Source organism: Streptomyces sp. NPDC031265, from assembly GCF_055570295.1.
The window spans coordinates 49,894-69,541 of sequence record NZ_JBVIHM010000008.1 but is presented as its reverse complement, the minus strand read 5'-3'; the positions used below and the strand labels follow the sequence as shown (position 1 = coordinate 69,541).

Below are 19,648 nucleotides of genomic sequence, written 5' to 3'. Positions count from 1 at the left end.
CTGTTCAGGTGGATCGGTGTTGTGCCCGGTTGCTGGTCATCAGGGTGGATTGGGCGTATGACGGGGTTCCGTGAGAGGAGTGGTCACCTCCCGGGCGAACCGGACGAGGTGGCCGGGTGGTTGCCACCGGACTGGGCGATGGACCGCCCGGAGTGCGGTCATCTGATGACGGCGGACCTGCGCGCGGAGCGACCCGTCCCGCCGGCCGCGTACCGGTTGGGGCTTGAGGTCGTGGACCGGATGGTGTTCGCGGTGATGGCCGACGAGGCAGGCGAGCGGGCGGCATGCGGGCCAATGGCGCTGGGTGACGGGGTGGCTGTATCCGACCAGGTGGCCACCGAACCGGCCCACCGCAGGCGGGGGTTGGGTGCGCTGGTGACGCACACCCTGGCCGACCGCGCGGTGGCGGAGGGCGTCGAGCGGGGTGTGCTCGGTGCCACCGACAAGGGTGGCCCTGTACGAGACGCTGGGCTGGAAGCGGCACTACGGGCTCATCGACTGCGTACGACGGTCCTGACGACGCCGGTGGCGGGACCACTGCCGGGTGACCGATGTGATCGCCTTCACGTTCCACACGGGAACGCGGCCGGATGCCGGGACGAGTTGGGGCCGGCTGGAGGTGCCAGCCGTTGCCGGGCTGACACGGCGGCGGGCGGGCAGGTGCTGCGGGACGTCTGTGCGTGACTCATGAAGCCCTCGGCTTCGCTGGCCGGGCCGTTTCGAGCGGCCCAGTTGTTCCGCGTCCCGGGTCGTCTGTTGCGCTGGAGGGTTGCGTCATATGTTGCCCTTCCCGTCCGGCATCCGGGGTAACACTGCTGGTGACCACGGGTTTTCGGCGCGGTCGAGGTGCGGTCGAAGCGGGGTGGCCCGCCGCCGCACCGGGCACGGATCAAGTGGCCGAGCACCTGGTCGTTGCGTTCATTGGATCGACGGTTGAACACTTCCGCTGAGGTGTGCGGCAGGGCGGTCAGGCGGTCAGCGTCGCCAGCTCCGTATTGGCTCGCTCGGCGACCAGGGTGAGGACACGGCCGGCGGCGGCCAGGTCCTCGGCGGATATCCCGCCCCAGATGCGGGCGCTGATCGGGGCGGTCTCCGCGCTGGCGGCGGCGAGCAGGCTGCGCCCTGCCTCCGTAGGACGAAGATGCGCGCCGTCCGCGACGAGCAACTGCTCGGCCAGCAGCTCGTCGAGAGTCGTGCGGATGTCGGCCGGATCGGCCTTGAGGGAGCCCTGGACCTGGAGGACGAGGTCGTCGGGTGTCTGCGGGGCGTCGGCGGTGACGGCGGCGCGCAGGGTGACCTGCTGCTGGAACGTGATGCCGTGCCGGGCCAGGACGTGCTGCAGGACGCCGCGGGCGGCGTAGTGGGCCAGGGCGAGGTCGCGGGCGTTGGCGAGGGGTGCGGTGGTGGTTGCAGTGGTGGTCATGACGTTTTCTCCTGAGTGCTCTCGTTGTTCGGTAGGGATGGACCGAGGGGTGCGTCGAGCAGGGTTTTCAGCTCGTCGGTGAACGCGCGCGTCCGCGGGGCGTCGAGGCCGCCGAGCGGCTCCAGCAACTGCTGATGCAGTTGCTGGACCACGGCGATGGCCTGCCGCGTGACGGTCGCGCCCTGCTCGGTGAGGGCCAGCTGTACGGCGCGCGGGTCGCGGGGATCGCGGGTGCGCTCGATCAGGCCGGCTGACTCCAGGGCGCGCGCCAGCTTCGAGACGTACAGCGCCTCCAGGCCGGTGTGGTCGGCGAGTTGGCGCTGACTGGGCCGCTCGCCGGCGCGCTGCATGCCGTGCAGCGACGCGACCAGCGAGTACTGCGCGTGGGTGAGGCCCAGCGGAGCCACCGCGCGATCGACCGCGACGCGCCACTTGTTGGCGAGTCGCCATACGAGGAAACCGGGTGTGGGGCCCGGCGAACCGTTGCTCATAACGAATAGACTACATGGCTACTATGTCCATGGCTACTATTTTCCGCGCGGGTGTCACGGCACACCCCGAGACCGTGGCCCGCTTCCGCACCGAGCTGTACCGCTCCTGCCCGCCATCGGCGCCTTGGCGGGTGATGGGTGTCCGGCTCTCCGTGCGGATCAGCACCCGGCGTACCGGACGTGGTGCACAGCGGCACTGAGGCGACCGTGTGGTTGATTTCGCCTCTGACGCGTGGCCGTCATCGCCGCGCGCGACGACGTCACTCAGGTGTGCTCTCTCCTCAAGCCCGCGAGCGCGGCCCTGCCAGCCGGGCCGGCAGGTGTGGGTGCTCGCGCGGCCCGTGGCCCTTCGACGCGTAGCATTGCTCATCGCTACAAGGTCAGGGTCGGGTAAGACACGTCGATCGCCTGCTGCGAGGGGGTCAGGAGCGGCCCATGTACAGCGCCGACCGCGCACCGAAATCGACGACGCGCCCCCGAACGCGGCCGTTGCCTCCGGTGATCGCTCCGCGGCCAAGGTCGTCGCAGGTGTGATCCGTACCCGAACGTCACGCAGCTCAGGAGCCACCCATGCACCACTTCGATGTAGAGACACTGTCTGCGGGCCCGTGGCGCAACGGCGGCGGCGCGACCAGGGAGATCGCCTCACGGCCGGCGGGCACCGACGAGTTCGGGTGGCGCGCGAGCGTCGCCGACATCAAGCGGGACGGGTCGTTCTCGGCGTTCCCGGGCGTGGACCGGACGCTCACCCTGCTGACAGGAGACGGTGTACGGCTGACCTGCTCCGGGGTGTTCGACCGGCTGCTGGCGCGTGAGGGGGAGCCGTTCGGATTCTCCGGCGACCTCGTGCTGGCCGCCGAACTGCCGGGAGGCCCCTGCCGGGTGCTCAACCTCATGGTGCGGCGCGGCCGTTGGACGGCCGGGGTGGACCGGGTCGCAGGCCCGGTCGCACCACGCGCGGGCCACGCCGGGGTGCTTTATGTGCTGCATGGCCGCTGGCAGGCCGGCGCACACGGGCGTGTCCTGGCGTCCGGTCAGGGCGTGTGGTGGGACGGAGACGACGGGGCGTCGGACGGAGCGGTCGCACCGCTCTCGCCCGACGCCGCCGCCCTGTGGGCGGATGTAGCTCCGACGGGGTGACGCCGGGTCAGCCGACTGGCGCCGCCGCCCGGCCGCCGCTTCCGGTCGAGGTCGGGTGGATGGTGTCGGAGGGCGGGTTGGCGGTGCGCCGCGCCCAGAGCCAGTACAGGGCCGAGGTGACCACCAGCGCGACGATCCACGAGATGTCGGCGCCGTCGAGCTTCTTGGTGATCGCGCCGGTGTACAGCTTGGTGGCCAGGAACGGGATCTGCACGGCGACGCCGACGACGTAGCAGGCCAGCGCGGTGACGTTCCAGCGCCCGTAGCGGCCGTCCGGGTCGTACAGGGCCGGGATGTCGACGCGTTCGCGGGAGATCAGGTAGTAGTCGACCAGGTTGATCGCGCTCCACGGGGTGAACACGGTCAGGAGCAGCAGTACGAAGTTCTTGAAGTTGGTCAGGAAGTCGTCGCTGGCGGCGAGCGCTATGGCCATGGACACCGCGATGAAGCCGACGATGTAGGCAGCGCGTACGGCGGCCGAGATGCGCGAGCGGCGGTCGAACGCGGTCACCGTGGTCAGGATCGACATGAAGCCGCCGTAGGCGTTCAGGCAGTTGACGGTCAGTTTGCCGACCACGATCACCAGGTAGATGAGGAACGCGAGGAACGCCGGGCCTGCCAGATCGCCGAGGAAGCCGACCTGGTCGGGCAGGAAGGCCTTGCCCGCGACGGCCGCGGTGAGCGCGCCCAGCGTCATGGCCCACTGGGATCCGATGACGGAGCCCGCGAAGGTGGACCAGAATGTCGCGCGCGTGCTGGTGTCGCGGGGCAGGTAGCGCGAGTAGTCGGCGACGTACGGGCCGAAGGTCAGCTGCCATCCGGCCCCGAGTCCCACGGCGAGCAGGAAGGTCGCCGCCTCGAACCCCTTGTTGCCGACGTGCGCGCTGACGTCGTACTGCGTGAACAGCCGCACCAGCAGATAGCCGAGGCCGAGCGCGCCGACCACGGTCGCGATGCGGCCCGCGACGTGGATGAGGCGGTAGCCGGTGACGGCGACCACGGCGGTCAGTGCCCCGAAGACGAGGATGCCGGCGTCCGTGTTGATGTGCAGCATCTCGGAGACTGCCTGCCCGGCCAGTACGCTGCCGGTCGCAGCGAAGCCGAGATACATGAGGATCACCAACAGCAGCGGCAGGACCGCGCCGTAGACGCCGAACTGCGCGCGACTGGAGATCATCTGCGGTACGCCGAGCCGCGGCCCTTGCGCGGAGTGCAGCGCCATCACGATGCCGCCGAGCACGTTGCCGATCAGCAGCGCGGGTATCGCCCAGAGCGCGTCGGCACCGAAGACGACCGACAGTGCGCCGTCGACGATCGCGGTGATCTGCATGTTGGCGCCGAACCACAGGGTGAACTGGCTGCGTGGCGTGCCGTGCCGCTCGGTGTCCGGGACGGCCTCGATGGTCCGCCGTTCCATCGCGAGGCGTTCCCCTGGGGCGTGTTGTACCGGCATGTTGGTGACCTCTCCCCGCAGCTGTTCCGGCGTATCGGGATGAACTACGCCGTTGACCCAGGTGGTGCTGCGCCGAATCTGGCATGGAGATGAACAAACATCAAGATCTTGAATGGCAAATTTCAAAGTGGGTCGGTAGAACGAGAGGGGGAGGCGGTCGGCGGCGGTCCCAAAGGAGTTGAGGGCCGAGTGCGCTCCTGGGTCGACGCGTTGCGGCGGGCGGCTGCGTACCGTCCGGGACCAGGACGTGGTCCGCTTCCGCAACCCAAGGGGGAATCCATGGGATCGGTCAACAAGCACCTCTCACTGACCGGAGCGGTTGCCGCCCTCGGCATGGGCCTGGCCTTCGCACCCTCGGCCGACGCATCGCCGCCCCGCCGGAGCCACCGGCCTTGCACGAGCACCTGCAGACCAGCCACGTCCCTTACCGCGACCACATCACCAGAGGCCTGATCCCGTCGCCGTGGAATGGACCACCGTCGACCAGTTGCACCTCAACCCCCGCACCAGTCGCATCGTGCCCGTCATCGACGAGCGTGACCGACAAGGCGCTCAGGAACGAGAAGAGCGGCTCCGGCCCGGCGGACCGAGGTCGCAGGGGCCGCGCGCGCCGTCGCGAATATGGCCTGTTCGCTCCGACACCCACTGCTGGGGGTTCTGCCACCATCACCTCACGGAGACGAGGAGGGTGGTGAGGTGGTTGTCCGGCGGAGGAGGTGCTCCGAGGCCGATCAGACATCCCTGGGAGTGGGAGGAACACGAGTGGCGGCGGCACGTCGGGCGGGTGCGGGCGGGGCGCAGTCTCAAACCGGCGGGGTGGCCCCGGGGGGCCAGGGTAGCCGTCGCCCTGTCCTTCGATCCCGATCACGAGTCGATCCCGCTGCGCGACGGGCAGACCCAGCCGGGCAAGCTCTCCCAGGGTCAGTACGGCGCCCGCGTAGGAGTCCCCAGGATCCTGGCGGCGCTGGAGCGGCGCTCCGTACCGGCCACCTTCTTCATGCCGGCGGTGTGTGCCCTGCTGCGCCCGGAGGAGGCGCGAGGCTACACCGACCGGGGACATGAGGTCGGTATTCACGGGTGGATCCATGAGCGAAATATGGAACTGGATCCCAAGAACGAGCGCGACCTGATGTTCCGCTGCGCCGACACCCTGGAACGGCTCAGTGGCCGGCGGCCGGTCGGCATCCGCACACCTTCGTGGGACTTCAGCGATCACACGCTCGCGATCAGCCGCGAACTGGAGTTGCTGTACGACTCCTCACTGATGGCCGACGACGACCCGTACGAGATCCTCGCGGACGGAGAGCCCACCGGCATGGTGGAGCTGCCCCCGGAGTGGATCCGCGACGACGCCGTCTACTTTCCGATGGACCGTTACACGGACCTGCGCCCCTACGCGTCGCCGCGGCACGTGCTCGGCATCTGGCGGGACGAGTTCGACGCCGCGTATGCCGAGGGCGGTATGTTCCAGATGACCATGCACCCGCATGTGATCGGCCACCGCTCCCGGATGGTGGTTCTGGAAGAGCTGCTGGACCACATCGCGAGCCACCCGGACGTCTGGTACGCCACGCACGCGGACATCGCCGTATATGTGAAGGAGCAGGCGGGGGACGGCTCTTAGCCGCACACCGCCCAGCCATCGAGGAGGCGTCTTGGCGGACCTCGTGGACACTTCCGCGCATTCGTCGCCGAGCGACGGCGGAAGCCGGGCGTTGCTGCCCACTCCGGTGGTGAAAGTGACGGTTTCCGTCGACGGGCTTCCCAGGAACCTGTGGCTCAAATTGGAGTCGCACGGTCCGCACGGTTCCGTGAAAGGCCGCACCGCGCTCGCCCTGTGGGAGGACATCGCGGGCCGGGTGGACCCGGGGGTCGGCATCATCGAGTCCACGTCGGGCAACCTGGGCCTCGCGCTCGCGGCGGTCACCGCCTCGCACGGGGTCCCGTTCACCGCGGTGGTGGATCCCCGGAGCAGTGCGTCGGTCGTGGCGGCCGTACGCGCCCTCGGCGGCAGGGTGGTCACCATAGACCGGCCGGACGGCTCCGGCGGGTATCTGCTCAGCCGGATCGCTTACATCCGGGAGCGGTTGCGGACCGAGCCCCGGCTGGTCTGGCCCGATCAGTACGCCAACCCGGCCAGCCCCCGGGTCCACGCCCGGGGGACGGCCCCCGAGCTGTGGGCTCAGACCATGGGGCGGCCGATGAGCGTCCTGGTGGCGGTCTCCACGGGTGGCACGCTGGCGGGCTTCCGCGACTATGCGGCCGCGATCCGGCCGGCCTGGGAACTGGTGGGCGTGGACGTGGCCGGCTCGGCGGCCCTCGGGGGCGCGGCCGGCCCACGAGTGCTCTCCGGTATCGGGGCGAGCCGGCCCTCCGCGTTCCTGCCCGGGGGACACCGGCCCACCGTGCCGGTCAGCCCCCGGGAGGCGGTCAGTGCCTGCCTGTGGCTGTCCGCGGCCACCGGCCTGGGAGTGGGCGGGAGTTCGGGCGCGTTGATCGCCGCGGCACTGCGGCTGTTCCGTACGGTGCCCCCGCGCCGGGAGGTTGCCTGTCTGTGCCCGGACGGCGCCGACCGCTACCTCGACACCGTGTACGCGGCGGAGTGGCGTGAGCGGCAGGGGCTGGCGCCGGTGCAGATCGCGCCCGCGGTCGAGGTGACGGCGGTGGAGCACCGGCCGCCGCACGGCCAGCCGGTCGTGGAGGGCGTCCGGGAGGGGAGGGCGCGGTGACGCCGGCACAGCGGTCACGGGATTGGTACGACAGGGCCGGGGTGCGCGGCGGACCACGTCGCCGGCTGGGCGACGAACTGGCGGCCGGGCAGCTGTTCTTCCCGCCGCTGCTCATCCCGTACGGGGACCACCCGCTGGTCCGGGCCCTGCCCGAGCCGCGCCGCGCGGAAGTCTTCGCCCGTCATCTCTTTCAGTATCTGGGTTTCACCGCGCAGTTCGAGACGCGGGTGGTCAACCGCGCGACGGAGCGCATAGCCGGCGGGCGCAGCGGAATAGACGTCGGGATCCCGGTCCGGCTGGACGCCTACCGGATCTACTGCGACGAGGGGTACCACTCCCTCTACAGCCTGGACGTCATCGACCAGATCTCCACCGCCTCGGGGATATCACCGACCCCCTATGACTTCGAGCCCTTCCTGAACCGGCTGGACCAGGTGGGGGAGCAGGCCCTGCCCGGCGAGCCGGGGCTCGCCCCCTTGCTCCAGGTCGTGGTGTTCGAAATGCTGATCACGGCGATCCTCAACGACGTGCCCAAAGATCCCCGGGTGCTGACGGTCGTCCGGGACATCGTGGGCGACCACGCGAGGGACGAGGGCTGGCACCACGCCTTCTTCGCCCGCTTCTTCCGCGAGCTGTGGGCCCAGCAGCCCACTGCGCGGCGCGGGCGGGTGGCGCGCTGTCTGCCCGCTCTGATCCGCTCCAGCCTGCTGCCCGACCTCCGGCCGGTGCGGGCCTCGCTGGCCGCCGCCGGGCTCGCGCCGGCGGTGGTGGCGGAGGTCCTCCGTGACGCCTACCCCCAGGACCGGGTGAACACCGGGATCAGGACCGCCGCCCGGCACGGGGTACGGCTCTTCGAGGAATCGGGTGTCCTGGAGGTGCCAGGTGGCCGGGACGCCTTCGAGGCAGCCGAGTTGGTGTGAGCAACCCGGGCACGGCGGACCTGACCCCGCGGAGAGGCATCCGTCCTGGCGGGAGGCGTTCCGTCCTTTCCACGTATACGAGGGCATACGACTCCGGAAGAGGTACCCATGCCGAATGTCTCGCGTGTCCTCGGCTACCAGCACCTGGCCGACGACGACTTCGTGCCGCCCGCCTCCCCCCGGGTCTTCTTCGAGCCGGCCGACACCGAGACCGGCGTATGGGTGGCCCGCGACCTCATCACCGAGGGCTGCTCCGTTCTGGACCTGGGATCGGGGAGCGGTGCCGCGGCGGCCGCGATGGCCCGGGCAGGCGCGGCGCGGGTGCACGGCGTCGACGCGGGCACGGAGTCGGTCGCCTGGGCGACCGAGCATTACGCCTCCCGTGACGGCGACCTCCAAGTCACCATCGCCCAGGGCGACTTCGCCCTGCTGTCCACCGCCCAACTGCTGTCCACCGCGGCCGCCCCGCTGACCCGGCCGCTGGTCATCACCAGCAACCCGCCCTACGTCCCCCTCACCCCGCAGGCGGCCGCACGGCGCCGCTCCATCAGCGGGGGCGCCGACGGGCTGACGTGGGCACCGGCCGTCATCGGACACGCACGGGCCCTGCGGTGCGACATGGGGCTCACCATCGGCAGCTACTCCACCCCCCGCACAGCGGTGCGACTGCTGCGGTCGGCCGGATACCGCGTCGACTCCGTCACCCTGTGCCCGCTGCCCCTGGGCGAGTTCACCCTGAGCCACCGGGAACAGGTGCTGGCCCTGGAACGGTGTGGCGAGGCCGTCCTGTGGCGGACGGGCCACGAGCCGCCCGCCTACTTCATCGTCGGCCTGGCCTGCCGGTGGGCGGGCCCGGACGCCGACCGGGCCCGTGGCGACCTCACCGGGGAGGGGCTGCTCCACCTCCTGCGGACCGCCGCACGCTCGCGCACCTCCCGGCTGGAAGCCCTGGACGAGCCGGCCCCGAACGGCTGGACGGGACGGCTGCGGGTGCTGGACCTGCCGGCCGCGACCGTGCGCCATCACTGGTGAGGAGAACCGCTCATGAACGCCACATACATCGTGAAGCCCGCGCAGACGCCCGGCCCGGTGCCCGTCTCACCAGTCAGCGTCACCGCCCACGCGGTGCTGCACAGCGCCGACTTCATCCGGCCGCGCTTGCGGGCGAGCGGCCTCGGACGCGTCGTCCTGCACGCCGGAGTGCAGATCAACGGCGCTCCCCATGTGGGCACCAACGTCATGCAGACAGCCACGTTCCTGCTCGCCGCAGCGGTACGGGACCGATTCGGAGCCGAAGTGAGCATACGTTTCGGGGCCCTGGACAACGCCCCGTACGAGAGCCGCTCCTGCCCCGAGACCGGCACACACTACGAGCGTTCCTTCCGGCATGTGCTGGGGGAGCCCCGGGTCGGAGAACTGGTCCGCCGCTACTACGGCGGCCTGTTCGACGCGCTGTCCGACGCCACTGGCATCCCCTACGACGTCGAGACCTATACGGCCCAGCAGTCGAGGCCCGAGTTCAGGCAGGAGTTCCTGGACTCCCTCGGTCTGATGGACACCTTGCGCTGGGTGCTCGCGCCGTCCACCGGCACGGTGCCGGTGAGCTTTCCCTGCCCGCGGTGCGGCTGGGCGCAGAAGCATGGCGAGGATACGGAACTGCTGTCGGCCAGTACCCGGGAGGCGCGGTTCGCGGCGGTCTGCCTCGACCACGGAAAGTATCTCGTGGAGGTCACTCCGGGCATGGACACCTACATCGGACTGACGACGCTGCACCGCAATCTGGTCAAGGAGCGCGTCGCGGCCCGCGACGCCGACGCCCTCCCGCTGATCGTCAAGGGGGCGGACTGGGCGCCGGGCTGTCGGCTCCTTGACGAGGCGTTCCTGTGCTGCTCCGGCGCCGTACCGCCGCCGCGCGTCTTCACCCCGGTGGTGCTCTCCGACTCCGGGGCGAAGCTGTCCAAGACACTCCTGCGCGAGGGGACAGCCGATCTGTCGGCGGAGACCGAGCCGTGGATGCTCGACGCCACGGCCTGGGAGGGCACGGTGGAGGAGTACGCGCGCACCCTCCTGGGGCTCGGCTCCCTCATGCTGTCCGAGCCGCGGCACTTCGAGCGCGGTTACACCACGCGCGAGTTGGCCCGGCTCATCGCCGGGGAAGCGGGGTGACGGTGCGGTTGGCGAGATATGCGGGGCGGGGTTCGGGCGCCGCGTAGGGGACACCGAGGGGGTTTGCGACGCTGTTGTAGACCACGAAGAGATTGGTGCGCGGGAACGGTGAGGTGTTCCCGCTGGAGGCGTGCAGACAGTTGCAGTCGAACATGACGGCAGAGCCCGGCGCGCCCGTGAACTGCCGGATCCCGTGCCGCTCGGCCAGTGCGGTCACCCCCGCCCGGTCGGCGGACCCGGCGGGCAGGTTCTTCCCCTGGAGTGACAGCTTGTGGTAGTCGGCGGGGGTCTCGCCGATCGACGGCACGAAGGTCCGGTGCGATCCGGGGATGATCATCAGCGGGCCGTTGAAGGGCAGGTTCTCGGTGAGGGCCACGGAGAAGCTCAGCGCACGGGGCGCGGGCATCCCGTCCTCCGCGTGCCAGGTCTCGAAGTCGGAGTGCCAGCCGAACCGCGAACCCTCGAACGCCGCCTTGTAGTTCACCCGGCTCTGGTGGAGGTACACGTCCGAGCCCAGGATTTGCCGCGCCGGCCCCGCGAGGCGCTCGGAACGGACGATGCGGGCGAAGACGTTGGACAACGCGTGGACCTCGAAGACGGACCGGACGTCCGCCGAGTCCGGCTCCATCACGACCCGCCCGGTCCCGCGCAGCGAGCTGTCCGCGCCGATCCGCAGAACCTCCTGCCGGCAGGCGGCCACCTCCTCCGCAGTCAGCAGCGCGTCGAAGGACAGAAAGCCGTCCTGCTGATACCGCGCGAGCCCGTCCCCGCTCAGCGGCCCCCCTTCGTCGCCGCCCCACACCACAGCGTGAGTCCGGTCCACCGGCACGGACTCGGTCACATAGCGGGTGGGGTACGGGTCGTTCGCGGAGCCGGCTGAGCGTGACATCCCAGGATCTCCTCTGCTCGCAGAAGTGCTGCGCAGATCACCCATGTTGGACACGTATCCCAGTCCACGCTTCCCGGCGCCGCGAACCCGAAACCTGCCCGCGCCCAAGCGGCCGGACGCAGCGTCCGGGAGGGTTGCTGCCCCGATGGACCCGCGCCCGGTGGCGAGTCTCGCGACGGCGTCCTGCGCCGCGTCAACCCCCGCGAGCAGTGCCCTGGCCTGTGGCGGCCGGGCCCCTCCCAGCCTCGGTGATCGCCACGCGGCGGCCGGTTCGGTCGAACAGGTCGGCCCCGAACTCGCGCTCCAGATGAGGAAGGCGTCGGCATTTGGGTGGCAATAAACTCATTGCCGATGAGCATGTCGTGGCGATTAGCGCTGTTGCCGGGTGGAGGCCACTGTGTCCCAGACTGACGATGCCCGTATGTATGAGGTCCTCGACCTCCCCGGCCTGGACTTTGACCCCTTCCTGTGGGAGTCCCTGTCGGACGCGCCGGTCTCCCGGATCCGGCTTCCCCACGGCAAGGGAGTCTGCTGGCTGGTCACCCGGCATAAGGACGTCAAGTTCGTCACCTCGGACCCACGGTTCAGCAGGGACGTCCTGGGGCGGTCGGTGCCCAAGATGACCAAGCACTTCATCCCCCTGGACCGTGCGGTCAGTTTCGTGGACCCGCCCGAACACGCCCGGGTGCGGTCGGTGGTCTCATCGTCCTTCACCCAGCGCAGTGTTGACCGTCTGCGGTCGCGCGCCGGCCTTCTCATGGACGAGCTGTGCCTGGAGCTGGAATCCGCAGGCCCGTCCGCCGACCTCGTGCACCACGTCATCTCGCCCTTCGCCCTGGCCATGATCGGCGAGGTGATCGGCGTCCCCGCCGCGGACCGGCCTCGTGTCCGGGACTGGGCGCAGACAGTCCTGACAAGGGCCTCGGACGAGGCTCAGGCGCTACGGGCCGAGGAAGCCAAGCAAGCCGCCCGTGACTACTTCCGTCAACTGGCGGCACAGCGTCGTGCTGAGCCGCGGCAGGACGTGATGAGCACGATGGTGGCCGCCGTCAGTGCGGGACGGATCGATGAGGAAGAGCTTCTGGCCCTGGCTACCCTCATGGGCCTCAACGGCTGGCACGCGGTGTGCAACAACACGGCCAACATGATGTACGCCCTGCTCACCCAACGGCACCTGATGGAACGGCTGCAACACCAGCCCGGTCTGATCCTGCCAGCGGTGGAGGAACTCTTCCGCTGGGTACCCCACAAGCACGGCGTGGGGCAGCCACGGATCGCCACCGAGGACGTGGAAGTAGGCGGCGTGCTCATCCGCGAGGGGGAGCTTGCCTACGTCTCCTACGTGGCTGCCAACTGGGACGAGCGGGTCTACTCCGATCCCGGCAGGATCGACTTCGAGCGCAATGGTCCGCCGCACATGGCGTTCGGTCACGGCCCACATGTGTGCGTTGCCCCCTTGCTGGCCCGGATGGAAGCCGAGGTCCTGCTGTCCACTCTGATCAGCCGATTCCCCGCGATGCGTCTCGCGGTCCCGCCGGACGAGATGAACTGGCAGACCGACGTTCTCATCAGGGGCCCCGTCGACCTGCCAGTCACCTGGTAGCCCTGCTGGTACGGCGACACAGCCGTTCCCTCTGCCTGCGAGAGGTGGGCCCAGCAGTCGGCTGTGCCCCCGTGGGCGACGGATGGGACGACAGCGCCGCCCCCCGCCGGCCGCGCCTGACACCATGCAGATCAGCCCCCAGTCGGACCTGTTGGACCCAACAGGTCCGACTGGGGCTGGGTCACGCTGCGGGCTTGACGGTCGTCATGACAGCCCCGGGCCCGCCTCGGGCACGTAGACGCCCGGCTCAACACATGTGTCTCGTCAGGAGTGCGGCGCCCCGCTGGGCAGCTCCGATGCCGGCAGCTGCGTGCCCGTACCGGCCGGCGACTGCGCGGTCGGCAGGCCCGTTGCGGGGGTCGCCGGTGCGGCCGGTGCGCTCGGCATGCTTCCCACGGGAGCCGTCGTTGCGGTCGGCGGCTGACTCGTCGCGGGAGACGCCGGTTTGGCCGGCTGGCTCGCCGCGGGGGTCGTCGGCTTGGCCGGCTGTTGTGTGACGGTCCTGGCCGGCAACGGCGTGGTCGGCGGGGCCGTGACCGGTGCGGGGGCAGCCCCGTTGTCGGCGCACCGGGCGATGCTCGCGCTCGCCGAGGAGGGCCAAGACCCGGCGGCTGGGGGCTGGAGCCCGGTCCCGGAACGAGAGCAGGGCAGCATCGTTCCCCTACCCCGCCGCTGATGTCACACACCAGCGTGATCAGCAAGGCCGAGACCCAAAAGCAGCTGGCGCCAGCTGGCTGCGTAGGTGGGAGCGGAGAGCGAATGTCGGCGGTTCCTGGCATCGATTCGCCGTCGAGAGCCCCAGAATGTCGGTGAGAAGCAGCACCTGAGAGTGGTGAGTCAGGTCAGGACGGCGTCCCCGCCAAGTGGTTAGGGCGTGAAGAACTGCGCGGCGACCCGGCATTGGCGAGCACGGCAGGGTTCGAAATATCCGCTCGACACCTTGATCGTGATGGCGTTGGCTGGCTGCCATGCCAGAACTGCGTACCGAACGTCTCCTGCTCCGCCGGTGGCGGGAGTCCGACCTCGAACCGTGGGCGGCGATGAACGCCGATCCCGAAGTCCGGGAACACCTGGGCGAGCTGCTGACGCGGGAGCAGAGCGATGCCGCGGTGGCGCTCATGCAGGCCGAGTTCGACGGGCGAGGTTTTGGGTGGTGGGCGCTGGAAGCGCGGGAGACCGGTGAGTTCATCGGCCGTGCCGGCTTGGACGAGGTGGGCGAAGACATGCCGTTCGCGGGGGTGGACATCGGGTGGCGGTTGGCGCGTTCGGTGTGGGGTCACGGTTACGCCACCGAGGCCGCTCTGGCCTGCCTGGCCTTCGGCTTCGAGAGCCTCGGGCTGCCGGAGGTCGTTGCCTCGACGACCGTCAACAACCTTCGTTCCCAGGCAGTGATGCGCCGGATCGGCATGACCCGGGACCCGGCCGACGACTTCGAGGATCCGAGCGTGCCCGAAGGGCCGCTTCGCCAGTGCGTGCTGTACCGGACGCTCCGCAAAGATGCTCACGGGCCACACCACGTGGCGGGACGCGACCCCCTCTCTGTGTAGAGCACAACCATGGTCTCGAAGCAAGCATCTGGATGCTCTCAAAACTCGGCGACATCGCCTTCCCGTGGACGAGGTGCTCTCGCGGCTGAGCTGAACGCCCCGCTCGGTCTCCTCGGCACTTTGGAGGTGAAAAGTCATGGCCAGCGGCTTTTTGGAGTTCCAAGACGCCGACGGCATCGACTGGGTCAGGGACCTCCGCTCCAACACTCTGCATCGACGCAGGGGAGAGCCAGGCTTGCCAAGGCTGCTCTTCCGGCGTCGTGGCTGGGCGGTCGTCACTCGGAAGACGGCCTGTCGGCGTCAGCTGCGTCGGGGATAGGACGAGCACGCGGCGCCTCACCACGGGCCGACGTCTGCCGCCGCCCCGTCACCCGCACGAAGGCACTTCGCGCCGCAGCATCGACGCCGCCAACCGGGACACAGGAGCGGAACCCCGGACAGACAGCGAGTGTTGAGTTCCCCGCGGAAGCGAGACACCGAGGAAGGCGAACACGGCCTTCGCTGCGTCAACCCAGTGGTCGCAGACGGCCTGAAGTGGGTGTTCGCCAAACCGGCCAGCTCCGATGCCACCATCGCTGCGCAATCGGGCGGGGCAGAAGCACCTCACGGCGGGGCATCTGGCTCGTTCGAGCTCATCGCGGCCGGGAACGTCGTGGTGCAGGCGGGGCGCCGCTGCTGGCCACCACGCCGGGCCGCGCCGCCCCAAGGACGTCGTCCCGTGGAAGGTCACCCTGAACGTGGCTGAGCTGTGCCATCTCATGACATTGGTTCCCCGCTGTCAGGCTTGGCGCGCGTAGGACGCGAGGCGGTCGGCGAACGCGATGACGAGGCCGCGCAGTTCATCTGGGCGTTCGACGACAAACGGCCGGTCGAGTGAGGCGAGTACGGGAGGCAACCAGTCGAGCTGCTCCGCCCGTAGCTCGACACGCAGCCAGCGCTCGGTCTCAGGATCCGCGCCTGCCGCGGGCTCGGGCTCTTCCACGCTCGCGACGCTGACGGGAAGTCGGGTGCGGATCTGCTCGACCGTCCCGTGGATCCGCAAGGTCACCTGATGCCGGTACTCAGCCGTGGCGAACCCGGACAGGACGCGCTGTGCCGGATCGGGGCCCACGGGCGCCTCGAATGAGCCGGGCAGGGTCCTCGCGTCTGCGATGCGATCGAGCCGGAAGGTCCGGTCCTCGCCGATCTCGGGGTCCGTGCCCGTGACGTACCACCGGCCCGAATGGGCGACGATCCCGTACGCGTGCAGCCTGCGTTCGCTGAGCCGGCCGTCGCGGTCGGTGTACCTGATCGAGACCGGCCGGCGGTGGCGTACCGCATCGGCCATGGTGAGCAGGACCCCGGCGTCCGGGGTGGCGAACTCGCCGGGCGAAGCCGTGAAGGCGAGGGTTTCCAGGACCGTTTCGAGTCGGCGGGCGACGCGCTCGGGCAGCACCCTGCGGATCTTGGCCGTAGCAGTCTCGCCCGCCGTGTCCGACGTCGTCGTCAACCCCGCTCGGCGGCCGGCGACCAAGCCGAGCAGCACGGCGAGCGCCTCGTCGTCGCTGAACATGAGCGGAGGCAAGCGGTAGCCGGCGCCGAGTCGGTAGCCGCCGTAGCGGCCGCGCACCGCCTCGACAGGCACGTCGAGGTCGATCAAGTGGTCCACATACCGCCGCACGGTGCGGCCGTCGACACCGAGCCGGTCGGCCAGTTCGGCAACCGTCCGGATGCCCCCCGACTGCAACAGCTCCAGGAGGGTGAGTACGCGGCCAGCAGGTCGGGACATACCCGGAGCCTAGCGTCAATACTGGACCGATTCTGTCCGGTATTTGTTCTAGCGTGCGAAGTGCAACGGCTCCACGAACCGAGGGAGAACACCATGGACTTCGTCTCGATCCGGATCATCACCGGTGACATCTCGCGCCTCGTCGACTTCTACGAGAAGGCGACCGGGGTGCAGGCGGCCTGGTCCACCGAGGACTTCGCCGAACTCAAGACCCCCAGCGCCACCCTCGCCATCGGCAGCACCCGCACTGTGCCGCTGTTCGCGCCGGGCGCCGCTCGCCCGGCCGACAACCACAGCGTGATCATCGAGTTCCTCGTCGACGACGTGGACCGCGTGTACGGGAACCTGACCGGCTTCGTCGCCGACGTCGTCAACGAGCCCACCACGATGCCCTGGGGCAACCGATCACTGCTGTTCCGCGACCCCGACGGCACCCTCGTCAACTTCTTCACCCCGGTCACCCCGGCGGCCATCGCGAAGTTCGCTCGTTGACGCAGGCGCAGCCGCACGCGCGGGAGCCCAGGCATCTGTTGGCCCCGGGGGGAGCTGCGCCGAGCCCCCGGGGCCAACAAAAGGGGGGCGCCGCAACGTACCGCTGACCCCCGAGGGGCGTCTGTGGTCGTGCCTGCGGATCCATGCCGGACGGCCGATCCCGGACGTCGCGACGGAAGCCCCGATCTCCCGACGCTGCCCGGCCAAGTGGTACGCCCGATGGCGAGCGCACGGCCAGGACGGCTTGCTGGACCGCTCCTCGCTCCCGGTTACGAGCCCGGCCCGCACTGCGGAGCACATCGCCGACCTCGTGGAGGCTGTGGCGGCGGCAGACCAAGCATGGGCCCGCCCGGCTCGCTGCCGATCTCCAGCGGCTGCAGGGTGTCACGGTCGCGCCGACCACCGTGCACCGCATCCTGGTCCGGCGGGGCCTCAACTCTCACCCTGGGCGGACCAGCACTGAATGCTGCGGTACACCGGCGGCGGGTGGAACGACGTACAGCTGGTGAACTCCAACAGCGGGCTGTTCCCGGTGGCCCGCGGGACCGGCACAGCCGCGCAGGCCGACTGCGACCACAACCGCGGCACACGCTGGGAAGACCAGCACTGGGCGTTCCTCTTCGACCCGAACGGAAACAGTCACTTCTTGCTGTACAACCGCAACAGCAAGAAGTGCCTGGCCGTCCAGGGGTTCGACAACGAGACGGTGGGCATCCAGTCCGACTGCCACAACGAATACCAGGACCAGTGGCTCGGCTGACCGTTCACACCAGGGCCCGCATCGTCGTCGCGGGCGGGCGTGCCTGCGGGCGGGCTGATTTCACATCCACCAGTCGGTGGTGGGCAGTGAGCTGCCTCGGGCAGGATGGGTCCCATGGCGGGTGGGAGAGGCAAGCTGTCAGAGCTGCTGCAACGCGCGGGGCTGGAAGTCGTGGGGGACCGGCGGACCGAGGACGTACTGCCGCCCCAAGTCGCCTGGCGAGCGGTCGTCTCGGGCAGTGCCGAGCCGACCGCGGCCGTACGGTTGGACGTGCCCGACCTGGTCGCCGAGCTCAACGCACTGTGGCACCGGCTCGCGGCCGACAACGGGCTCATCGGCGAGGACGGTGTATTCCTCATCCACGTCGCCGGCGACTGGACGGACTGTGCGCCCCACTTCTGGACACGGGTGAGGCTCACGGGTCGGTGGGACCTCGCCGGAGTCCTCGGCGAGCGGCCCGGGCAGCCGGAGTTCGTCACCCTCTCGGCGGACGGCAACACCCTGATCGGGGTGACCACCGAGGAGTACGAGGTCTGGCTCGTCACGCTGGACCGCATCGAAGAGCGGCAGGAGGCAGCCGCGCAGGCGGCGGTCCGGGAAACCTCTCGGGAGCGGGACGCTGCCTGGGCGGCGCTGTTTCAGGGACCGGGGCCTTCAAAGAGACTGCGCGAGATGTGGGCACATGGGCTGGCCCTCAACCCGGCCACCCCCGATGACCTGCGCGTCGGCCTCCTGGGCTTGTCGCATTTCGTCCTGGCGCGCCAGGTGCCGACAGCGGTGGTCGAGGCGGCCATGGTCCACCCGGACCGGAACGTACGCCAGCTGCTGGCCGAGTTCCAGCCGCACATCACGCCCCAGCAGTGGGCTCGCCTGATCCTGGGCGAACAGGACGCCCGGTGCCGGCGGATCCTCACCATGCTCGCGGGCGACCGGGGCGCCGAACTCACCGGAACCGCCTACGAGCAGCTCGCCGCGGACCCCTCCACACGGGTCCGTAGAGTGACTGCTCGCCTCCCCGGACTGCCCGTACGCGTACTCACCACCCTCGCCTCCGACGCCGATCCGTCCGTACGGACTGCGGCCGGCCCGGAGGCTTGGCCTCATCTGGACGGCCGGGCCCGGAAGGCGCTCCGCGACGACCCGGACGGCAAGGTCCGCGTCGTGGCGTTGATCCAGCACCACCTCGATCACCCGATGCCTCGATCGGTCTTCGACTCCGAGGAACTCGCAGACCATGTGGTGCAGGTCTGTCTCCTGGAGCGCGGCCTCGCCGAACACCTGGCCCAGCACGGCGATCCCGCCCAACGCCGTTCCCTCGCGGGCAACCGGCGTCTGGACCCGGACCTGGTCGTGCTCCTCGCCCAGGACCCCGACGAATCCGTCCGCTTCGAGGTCTCCAAACGCCCCGATCTCACCGAGGAACAGCGGGCGGCCATCGACATCGCCTTCGATCCGCACATCCACCACTCCCCGCTCAACTGGGTCATGGCGCTGCACGAGGATCCCGGCGCCATGCGCCGCCTCGCCGCCTCCTCCCACCCCCTCGTACGCAGAAGCGTCGCCCGGGCCAGGCACCTACCGCCGGACGTCGTGGAACGCCTGGCCCGCGACGAGGACCGTGTCGTGCAGCTCTTCCTCGCCGAGTCCTGCGACGACGCGCCCGCGGACATGCTGCTGAGGGTGTGGCAGTGGTGGACCGGCAGCCTCAGCACCCCCGGTCGCCCCCACAGCCACCCGAACTTCCCCCGCCGCGACCTGCTCCGCCACGCCGCCGACCCGAACCCGCGGATGCGGCGGCTCGCCTTGGACGACCCGGAGTCGACGGCCGACCTGGTCGAGCGGTTCAGCCGGGACAGTGCCGAGGAAGTACGGTACCGGGCCGCGACCGACCCCCGGCTGACACCCGCGTCGGCCGTACGGCTGCTCGACGACCCGCACGGAAGCGTGCGTCACGCGGCTGCCCGGCACCCCGGACTGCCCGCACGGGTGCTGACCCGGCTGCTGCGGGACACCGACACCGCACAGACGGCGGCCCAGCACCCGGCGTTGCCGCTCCCCGTCATGGAACAGATGCTCCAGCGGATCCAGCACCCGGCCGGTGCCGCACCGGGGCCGTGAGCCGGTGGACCGAGGGCTGCAGTCCGCCGCACCGGCCTCTCCGAAGGGCTGGGACTGTCCAAGGTCATCCGGGATCGTCCAAGCAGCCTTCGTTGCCGTGCGGGCTGTCACGCCGATGCCGTCGTGGCCGGTCCACCGCCTTCTCGGAC

The 19,648-nt window shown here is 70.0% G+C and carries 19 protein-coding genes; 13 read left to right on the top strand and 6 right to left on the bottom strand.

The genetic code is table 11. The annotated features are described in order from the left end of the window. Positions 1 to 57 precede the first annotated feature (57 nt). A complete protein-coding gene (locus ACZ499_RS14895) occupies positions 58 to 684 on the top strand; it encodes a GNAT family N-acetyltransferase (protein WP_468675130.1) in 627 nt (208 codons plus the stop codon). Positions 685 to 967: 283 nt separating this feature from the next. On the opposite strand, the gene ACZ499_RS14890 is transcribed toward ACZ499_RS14895, so the two are convergent. Together ACZ499_RS14890 and ACZ499_RS14885 are read right to left on the bottom strand one after the other, a co-directional pair. Next, positions 968 to 1,423, bottom strand: a complete 456-nt coding sequence (locus ACZ499_RS14890; RefSeq protein ID WP_468675129.1) for a MarR family transcriptional regulator — start codon at positions 1,421 to 1,423, stop codon at positions 968 to 970. After that, positions 1,420 to 1,914: a MarR family winged helix-turn-helix transcriptional regulator gene (locus tag ACZ499_RS14885; protein ID WP_468675127.1), complete on the bottom strand. Its 495-nt coding sequence runs from the start codon at positions 1,912 to 1,914 to the stop codon at positions 1,420 to 1,422. Before ACZ499_RS14885 ends, ACZ499_RS14890 begins: the two co-directional genes overlap by 4 nt. Before the next feature lie 570 nt (positions 1,915 to 2,484). Between ACZ499_RS14885 and ACZ499_RS14880 the strand changes: the two genes are divergently transcribed. Then, positions 2,485 to 3,054, top strand: coding sequence for a HutD/Ves family protein (locus tag ACZ499_RS14880; RefSeq protein ID WP_468675125.1), 570 nt, complete (start codon positions 2,485 to 2,487; stop codon positions 3,052 to 3,054). A gap of 7 nt (positions 3,055 to 3,061) precedes the next feature. Here ACZ499_RS14880 and ACZ499_RS14875 read toward each other — a convergent pair whose 3' ends face one another. After that, on the bottom strand, positions 3,062 to 4,471 hold the full coding sequence (locus tag ACZ499_RS14875) for a purine-cytosine permease family protein (protein ID WP_468675123.1): 1,410 nt from the start codon (positions 4,469 to 4,471) through the stop codon (positions 3,062 to 3,064). Positions 4,472 to 5,198: 727 nt separating this feature from the next. On the opposite strand from ACZ499_RS14875, the gene ACZ499_RS14870 reads away from it, so the two are divergent. The 5 genes from ACZ499_RS14870 to ACZ499_RS14850 all read left to right on the top strand — a co-directional run bounded on the left by ACZ499_RS14870 (position 5,199) and on the right by ACZ499_RS14850 (position 10,322). Further along, on the top strand, positions 5,199 to 6,131 hold the full coding sequence (locus tag ACZ499_RS14870; protein WP_468675121.1) for a polysaccharide deacetylase family protein: 933 nt from the start codon (positions 5,199 to 5,201) through the stop codon (positions 6,129 to 6,131). A 31-nt stretch (positions 6,132 to 6,162) separates the two neighbouring features. Continuing rightward, the gene (locus ACZ499_RS14865; RefSeq protein WP_468675119.1) at positions 6,163 to 7,236 is read left to right on the top strand and encodes a pyridoxal-phosphate dependent enzyme; all 1,074 of its coding nucleotides are present in this window, start codon (positions 6,163 to 6,165) and stop codon (positions 7,234 to 7,236) included. After that, on the top strand, positions 7,233 to 8,156 hold the full coding sequence (locus ACZ499_RS14860) for a diiron oxygenase (RefSeq protein WP_468675118.1): 924 nt from the start codon (positions 7,233 to 7,235) through the stop codon (positions 8,154 to 8,156). Before ACZ499_RS14865 ends, ACZ499_RS14860 begins: the two co-directional genes overlap by 4 nt. Positions 8,157 to 8,264: 108 nt before the next feature. Then, entirely contained in the window at positions 8,265 to 9,188 is a 924-nt protein-coding gene (locus ACZ499_RS14855; RefSeq protein ID WP_468675117.1) for a methyltransferase domain-containing protein, read from the top strand. A gap of 12 nt (positions 9,189 to 9,200) precedes the next feature. Then, positions 9,201 to 10,322 (top strand): hypothetical protein, encoded by a 1,122-nt coding sequence (locus tag ACZ499_RS14850; RefSeq protein ID WP_468675115.1) that lies wholly within the window; start codon positions 9,201 to 9,203, stop codon positions 10,320 to 10,322. Here ACZ499_RS14850 and thpD read toward each other — a convergent pair. Next, positions 10,300 to 11,211, bottom strand: a complete 912-nt coding sequence (gene thpD, locus ACZ499_RS14845) for an ectoine hydroxylase (RefSeq protein WP_468675113.1) — start codon at positions 11,209 to 11,211, stop codon at positions 10,300 to 10,302. The two genes, ACZ499_RS14850 and thpD, sit on opposite strands and share 23 nt — an antisense overlap. A gap of 193 nt (positions 11,212 to 11,404) precedes the next feature. Further along, positions 11,405 to 11,557: a helix-turn-helix domain-containing protein gene (locus tag ACZ499_RS14840; RefSeq protein ID WP_468675111.1), complete on the bottom strand. Its 153-nt coding sequence runs from the start codon at positions 11,555 to 11,557 to the stop codon at positions 11,405 to 11,407. A 75-nt stretch (positions 11,558 to 11,632) separates the two neighbouring features. On the opposite strand from ACZ499_RS14840, the gene ACZ499_RS14835 reads away from it, so the two are divergent. Together ACZ499_RS14835 and ACZ499_RS14830 are read left to right on the top strand one after the other, a co-directional pair. After that, a complete protein-coding gene (locus tag ACZ499_RS14835) occupies positions 11,633 to 12,814 on the top strand; it encodes a cytochrome P450 (RefSeq protein ID WP_468675109.1) in 1,182 nt (393 codons plus the stop codon). A gap of 968 nt (positions 12,815 to 13,782) precedes the next feature. After that, positions 13,783 to 14,361: a GNAT family N-acetyltransferase gene (locus tag ACZ499_RS14830; RefSeq protein ID WP_468675108.1), complete on the top strand. Its 579-nt coding sequence runs from the start codon at positions 13,783 to 13,785 to the stop codon at positions 14,359 to 14,361. A 778-nt stretch (positions 14,362 to 15,139) separates the two neighbouring features. Here the strand turns inward: ACZ499_RS14830 and ACZ499_RS14825 are convergent. After that, entirely contained in the window at positions 15,140 to 16,129 is a 990-nt protein-coding gene (locus ACZ499_RS14825) for a helix-turn-helix transcriptional regulator (protein ID WP_468675106.1), read from the bottom strand. Between the two features lie 93 nt (positions 16,130 to 16,222). Here ACZ499_RS14825 and ACZ499_RS14820 point away from each other — a divergent pair, with 93 nt between their 5' ends. The 4 genes from ACZ499_RS14820 (at position 16,223) to ACZ499_RS14805 (ending at position 19,499) form a co-directional block, all read left to right on the top strand. Next, positions 16,223 to 16,621: a VOC family protein gene (locus ACZ499_RS14820; protein WP_468675105.1), complete on the top strand. Its 399-nt coding sequence runs from the start codon at positions 16,223 to 16,225 to the stop codon at positions 16,619 to 16,621. A gap of 103 nt (positions 16,622 to 16,724) precedes the next feature. Next, positions 16,725 to 17,084, top strand: a complete 360-nt coding sequence (locus ACZ499_RS14815) for a leucine zipper domain-containing protein (RefSeq protein WP_468675467.1) — start codon at positions 16,725 to 16,727, stop codon at positions 17,082 to 17,084. After that, positions 17,085 to 17,381 carry an RICIN domain-containing protein gene (locus tag ACZ499_RS14810; RefSeq protein WP_468675103.1) on the top strand — a complete coding sequence of 99 codons (297 nt, stop codon included), beginning with the start codon at positions 17,085 to 17,087 and terminating at the stop codon, positions 17,379 to 17,381. It abuts the gene before it with no gap. Between the two features lie 114 nt (positions 17,382 to 17,495). Further along, on the top strand, positions 17,496 to 19,499 hold the full coding sequence (locus tag ACZ499_RS14805) for a PE-PGRS family protein (RefSeq protein WP_468675101.1): 2,004 nt from the start codon (positions 17,496 to 17,498) through the stop codon (positions 19,497 to 19,499). Positions 19,500 to 19,648 lie beyond the last annotated feature (149 nt).

What these genes read in the sequence shown, in the direction of transcription:
- ACZ499_RS14895 (WP_468675130.1), top strand. Translation starts at nt 58, where the DNA reads ATGACGGGGTTCCGTGAGAGGAGTGGTCACCTCCCGGGCGAACCGGAC.
- ACZ499_RS14890 (WP_468675129.1), bottom strand. Translation starts at nt 1,423, where the DNA reads ATGACCACCACTGCAACCACCACCGCACCCCTCGCCAACGCCCGCGAC.
- ACZ499_RS14885 (WP_468675127.1), bottom strand. Translation starts at nt 1,914, where the DNA reads ATGAGCAACGGTTCGCCGGGCCCCACACCCGGTTTCCTCGTATGGCGA.
- ACZ499_RS14880 (WP_468675125.1), top strand. Translation starts at nt 2,485, where the DNA reads ATGCACCACTTCGATGTAGAGACACTGTCTGCGGGCCCGTGGCGCAAC.
- ACZ499_RS14875 (WP_468675123.1), bottom strand. Translation starts at nt 4,471, where the DNA reads ATGGAACGGCGGACCATCGAGGCCGTCCCGGACACCGAGCGGCACGGC.
- ACZ499_RS14855 (WP_468675117.1), top strand. Translation starts at nt 8,265, where the DNA reads ATGCCGAATGTCTCGCGTGTCCTCGGCTACCAGCACCTGGCCGACGAC.
- ACZ499_RS14850 (WP_468675115.1), top strand. Translation starts at nt 9,201, where the DNA reads ATGAACGCCACATACATCGTGAAGCCCGCGCAGACGCCCGGCCCGGTG.
- thpD (WP_468675113.1), bottom strand. Translation starts at nt 11,211, where the DNA reads ATGTCACGCTCAGCCGGCTCCGCGAACGACCCGTACCCCACCCGCTAT.
- ACZ499_RS14840 (WP_468675111.1), bottom strand. Translation starts at nt 11,557, where the DNA reads ATGAGTTTATTGCCACCCAAATGCCGACGCCTTCCTCATCTGGAGCGC.
- ACZ499_RS14835 (WP_468675109.1), top strand. Translation starts at nt 11,633, where the DNA reads ATGTATGAGGTCCTCGACCTCCCCGGCCTGGACTTTGACCCCTTCCTG.
- ACZ499_RS14830 (WP_468675108.1), top strand. Translation starts at nt 13,783, where the DNA reads ATGCCAGAACTGCGTACCGAACGTCTCCTGCTCCGCCGGTGGCGGGAG.
- ACZ499_RS14825 (WP_468675106.1), bottom strand. Translation starts at nt 16,129, where the DNA reads ATGTCCCGACCTGCTGGCCGCGTACTCACCCTCCTGGAGCTGTTGCAG.
- ACZ499_RS14820 (WP_468675105.1), top strand. Translation starts at nt 16,223, where the DNA reads ATGGACTTCGTCTCGATCCGGATCATCACCGGTGACATCTCGCGCCTC.
- ACZ499_RS14810 (WP_468675103.1), top strand. Translation starts at nt 17,085, where the DNA reads ATGCTGCGGTACACCGGCGGCGGGTGGAACGACGTACAGCTGGTGAAC.
- ACZ499_RS14805 (WP_468675101.1), top strand. Translation starts at nt 17,496, where the DNA reads ATGGCGGGTGGGAGAGGCAAGCTGTCAGAGCTGCTGCAACGCGCGGGG.